The organism is Candidatus Marinimicrobia bacterium CG08_land_8_20_14_0_20_45_22, from assembly GCA_002774355.1.
Lineage (GTDB): Bacteria > Fidelibacterota > UBA2242 > UBA2242 > UBA2242 > 0-14-0-20-45-22.
Genome location: PEYN01000129.1, coordinates 1 through 4,842 on the forward strand (window position 1 = coordinate 1; position 4,842 = coordinate 4,842).

Here is a 4,842-nt window from a genome sequence, read left to right on the forward strand (position 1 = left end):
ATCTGACTTAAAGGTGAAGTAGCATCATCAAACTGTTCGTACTCAATCTGAAAATCGGGGATTTTTTCAAAAACTTGCCCCATTTCCTTGAAGAAAGGGCTTACTTGACTGGAGACTTTTTCACTGGGTAAAAACCACTTAATTGCGTCCAATTTATGTTTCCTTTTCAAATATTTTGAACATTAATCAAAATGCTATTCTCGAGCCGTTCAAGATCGATCGGCTTAGGAATGAAATCGACAGCACCCATTGCAATAGAGTCATTCGCAATATTTTTATCCTTGACTCCTGTAAGAATTATAACAGGCAGTTTCGGTTGATCTTTTCGGATTCGCTCTAATATTTCGAATCCGTTCATCTCTGGCATGATTAAATCCAACAGCACCAGATCAAAATGTTCAGAACTTAGTGCGGATAAAGCTTCCTTCCCAGATAATGTCGAATGAGATGTGAATCCTTTGTATTCAAGAAATTCCGTCAGAAAATTACACACATTTGGTTCATCATCGACAATCAGAATGTTATACCTGCTCATATGATCAAGACTTTCAGTAAATTGGTTAAGTTGTTTTTTTACGGTGGGAATAATACGATATCGGCCTTTACTTTTTCTTCTTCTATTTCCTCTAAACGTTTCATAGGTAAATATATTTATCTTGCCAAATAATCACAAATCAATTATTACCGAATTTCTTTTAGATATGCTGAGATTTCTCCTTCCGACATCATTCGTACTGATATTGTGGTTAACTCTCCAAGCGTTTGAATCGGCAGTTCGACTGAATAATCAATTGCAATGTCCCGTTTAAGTAGAAAAACCCTCACGTCCCATGAACCTCCCAGCACATTAAAAAGCGGTGAAAAGCGATGCTGAACATCATAGATTTCTGATTTCTGCTCGAATCCCGAAGTCGCCGGGACGTCGATAATAACGTGTTCGATTTTCCCTTTTTGTGAAACAAATGAGATAACCGGAAACATACGGAACTCGCCCGTTGCTATCCGACGAGTGGTTTTCTCATCGATGACGAAATTGTCACCTTTAAACCAAAACTCAGAAAAATCCGGACTCTCAAAAATTGAACTGATCGGAAGAGTCACGAACATTTCCCGTATCAATTCCCGTTTCGGTTTGAAGGAAACCGAAAAGTTCATTACGACTCGATCTTCCTTGCCGGAAATCCTTTGAAAAACGGGTGGTTTAATTTCAATCTGATAAGGATCATGAGCAATTTTTTCGAGCAATTCCGTAAAAGTGTCCGTTTGCGTCAAATGTTCTCTTATTTGATATTCGAAAACACCGCGCGTGGTGGAAATGTTTTCGCTTACCGCAGGAGTCTGCGGATCGTTCTTCAAAGTCTTCCCGAAGTTATCCAGTGCTTTTTGAATATTTAAAGTTGTCTGAGAGACAGCGGAAAATTTTTGTTCATGCACCTTGTACGAAGCCATACGAACGGAATCGCTTCGAGCGGACTTCGATTCTTCGATCGGTATTACCCATGATTCAGCAGATACTTTTTTTCTGCCGGGGAATAACATCTCATCTAACGCGTTATTAACTTCTTCGATAATCCTTGCGATATCGACAGTTTCCCGATCGATTTGACGTGAATTAATTTTCTGCCATGTCGTGATATCGAAAAGTTCAAGATTAACTAGAAAATGGCCGCCTGTCCGATGGTAACTCCCTGTCAGAACGTAGTATTTCTTTCCTTTCTTCTGAGTCTTTTCTCTGATTTGTTTCACAACCGCATCCATTTTCTCTGTCCGATGTACGTCCACTTCATTCCCGAGAGAAAAATGATTGGAAATAAAATCAATGAATCCATCTTTCAACCAAACGATTTCCGGATCGGATTCAACATTATCGAAAGATAAAACATAAAGATCAATCGGCTCATCTGCCGGTTCTAACGGCATCGCTGATGAAATACTAACCAACATAGCAATACCGAGACAAAGCATCAGGCGTTTTCTCATATCATTCCTCGGAAATTGAGATGGATTTGATGGCTTTTTCAATTCTACGAACGACCTTTTCCTTTCCCAAGAAGGCGGCAACTTCGAAAATTCCAGGACTAATTCCGAAACCGGTTAGGGCTAAACGAAGTGGATGTATCAATTCAGCGGCTTTGATTTGCATGATCTCTGCAGTTTTCCTAACGCATGATTCAATAACGGCTTCATCAAATGAAACGGATTTTTCCAATTCCTGCTTTAATACTTTCATCCGGTTCGGAACTTCTGAGGTCTTCCACTGCTTGGCGATAACTCTCTCGTCATAATATTCAGGATCGAGGAAAAAATACTTGCCCCACTCAACAAATTGAGGAAAGGTTTTCACTCGCGATTTCATCATATCTATAACGCGCAGAACGTATTGATTATTTCCATCAATCGGAATGTTTGCCTGTTCGAGAAGCGGTCGAAGATCAGATAAAATCTGTTCGGATTTCATAAGCGTTAAATGCTGACCGGAAATCCAATCCAATTTTTTAATATCGAAAACGGCGGCCTTCCGTGATATTTCATGAATTTGAAATTGCCGGACGATTTCGTCCGGGTTTAAAACTTCGCTACCATCCTTTGGTGACCAGCCGAGAAGAGCGAGATAATTGAACACGGCTTCAGCAGGATAACCTATTTCCTGATAGGCATCAACGCCGGTGGCTCCGTGCCGCTTACTCAACCGTTTTCCGTCGATTCCCAATAGAAGTGGCAGATGGGCGAACTGTGGAATTTCACTGCCGAATGCTTTGAAAATGTTGATCTGTTTTGGTGTATTCGGAATATGATCTTCGCCGCGAATGATGTGAGTAATATTCATGTCTATATCATCGACAACGACAGCCATTTGATAAACGGGAACACCTGTTGAACGTTGAATAATCAGATCGTCAAGTTCGCAGTTTTGAACATAGATTTTTCCATATACCAGATCGTTCCATCCAGTAATGCCGTCTTCCATTTTGAAACGAACGGCGTACGGTTTTCCAACCGATAGGTTTTCATCGATTTCCTTTTGCGAAAGAGACCGACACTTCCCTCCATACTTATATGCCCGGTGTTCCTGAACGGCTTTTTCACGTTCCGCGTCTAATTCGTCAGCTCTACAGAAGCACCGATACGCTTTCCCTTTGACGAGAAGTTCGTTGACTCTGGATTTGTACAATGCCATTCGATTGGACTGATAAACCGGTTCTTCGTCCCATTTCAAACCAAGCCAGTCGAGCGACTGCATGATCTGGCCAACTAATTCTTTGCGTGATCTTTCGACATCGGTGTCTTCAATTCTGAGTAAAAATTTGCCACCGACCGACCGGGCAAAGAGCCAATTGTAAATTGCCGTCCTCGCCCCGCCAAGGTGAAGCGCACCCGTCGGGCTGGGTGCGAACCGCACTCTGATTTCGTTATTCGTCAATTTCGTCTGTTCCTTCGTGTAAAATTGGACGTTCTCCGGAAAGCGTCATCTGAATTCCGCCTACGTGACGAGCATACAAATTGTAAAAAATGATTGCCAACAAAATGAATATCAACAGAATAATGGTAATGAAAAGACCGTTGAGAATAGACGCAAATAAAAGAGTCATCAAATTAAGGTCAGTCATATCAAGTGAGCCAAGAAGTGGAAAAGGTTCAACAGCATTCCCCAAAGTAGTTATTGCCCAACGAATGATTAAATAAAATAAAAAGGAAAAAACTGATAAAACCGTAAAAAGAGTCAAAAAGGTAATTTTCAAAACGCTTGTAATGCCTATATTTTTTACTTCGTAATCCATCTTCTTCGCCACTTCAAAAATTATCGGTGAAAGTTCATCGTTAAATTTGATTCAAACAAGAATATTTTGTTTGATTGACCGATCAAATAAACTCACTGGTAATCCCAACTGGACAATGATCGGAACCCATCACGTCAGGTAGAATAAAAGCGGATTTCACTTGGTTGATAAATGCCGCGTTGACAAAAAAATAATCGATTCTCCATCCCACATTCCGATCTCTCGCTCTGAAAATCGGCGACCACCAAGTATATTTTTGTGGAGACGAATCGAACCTGCGGAATGTATCAACGTAACCTCGCTCAACAAACCGGTCTAACCACGCACGCTCTTCCGGTAGGAATCCGGAAATTGTTTCATTTTCCTTCGGATGAGCGATGTCAATTTCCTTATGGGCGATGTTGAAATCACCGCAGATGACGACATTTCGCTTATTAGCAACCATTTTTTCGACGACAGACAGAAATTCGTCAAAAAACTCAAATTTAAATCTCAGCCGTTCTTCCGACGCCTGACCGTTTGGAAAATAAATATCGAATAAAGTAAATTTTTCATATTCGGCGACGATAATTCTGCCTTCCGTATCGAACTTCACGTTTCCGAATCCTCTGGTAATTGACAAAGGTTCTACCTTGGAATAAAGCGCGACGCCGCTGTAGCCCTTTCGTTCCGCCGATGAAAAATAGGAATGATAACCGCCGATCGAAATTAGTTCCGGGGGTAGAACTTCTTCTGAGGCTTTTGTTTCCTGCACACAAAAAATATCCGGGTCTTCAGAGCGTAACCAATCCAACAAACCCTTCTTCAGAACTGACCGGATTCCATTGACATTCCAAGAGACTATCTTCATTATCTTAAAACCACCCAACTAACTGTCGGTAGTTTATCACAGTTTTTACGATAGAACAATTTATTTTCGGAAATAACGCCGACCGAATACTCCAACTTTTGCCCGTTAAAAAACGAGCGATTGTGAAAAGGAAAATGCCATCCCTTTCTCATGATTAAAGATACCGCCGGTTTGGGATACTCCGAAGTCCAGTTTGTAATGTGAAAAATTGAG

At 41.0% G+C, this 4,842-nt stretch carries 6 protein-coding genes; all 6 read right to left on the reverse strand.

Annotation, left to right across the window (positions count from 1 at the left end):
• Positions 1–166: 166 nt before the first annotated feature.
• Positions 167–535: a hypothetical protein gene (locus COT43_07705; protein PIS27974.1), complete on the reverse strand. Its 369-nt coding sequence runs from the start codon at positions 533–535 to the stop codon at positions 167–169.
• Positions 536–681: 146 nt separating this feature from the next.
• A complete protein-coding gene (locus tag COT43_07710) occupies positions 682–1,980 on the reverse strand; it encodes a hypothetical protein (GenBank protein PIS27975.1) in 1,299 nt (432 codons plus the stop codon).
• A gap of 1 nt (position 1,981) precedes the next feature.
• Positions 1,982–3,421 (reverse strand): glutamate--tRNA ligase, encoded by a 1,440-nt coding sequence (locus tag COT43_07715; protein ID PIS27976.1) that lies wholly within the window; start codon positions 3,419–3,421, stop codon positions 1,982–1,984.
• Positions 3,411–3,779, reverse strand: coding sequence for a hypothetical protein (locus tag COT43_07720; GenBank protein ID PIS27977.1), 369 nt, complete (start codon positions 3,777–3,779; stop codon positions 3,411–3,413). The genes COT43_07715 and COT43_07720 overlap by 11 nt, the downstream gene beginning before the upstream one ends.
• Before the next feature lie 82 nt (positions 3,780–3,861).
• Positions 3,862–4,629, reverse strand: coding sequence for an exodeoxyribonuclease III (gene xth, locus COT43_07725; protein ID PIS27978.1), 768 nt, complete (start codon positions 4,627–4,629; stop codon positions 3,862–3,864).
• Positions 4,629–4,842: hypothetical protein (locus tag COT43_07730; protein PIS27979.1), on the reverse strand; the 214-nt coding region annotated here is incomplete at its 5' end. The genes xth and COT43_07730, both read right to left, overlap by 1 nt.

Coding starts and splice junctions, on each gene's coding strand:
- COT43_07710 (PIS27975.1), bottom strand. CDS start 1,980: ATGAGAAAACGCCTGATGCTTTGTCTCGGTATTGCTATGTTGGTTAGT.
- xth (PIS27978.1), bottom strand. CDS start 4,629: ATGAAGATAGTCTCTTGGAATGTCAATGGAATCCGGTCAGTTCTGAAG.
- COT43_07705 (PIS27974.1), bottom strand. CDS start 535: ATGAGCAGGTATAACATTCTGATTGTCGATGATGAACCAAATGTGTGT.
- COT43_07720 (PIS27977.1), bottom strand. CDS start 3,779: ATGGATTACGAAGTAAAAAATATAGGCATTACAAGCGTTTTGAAAATT.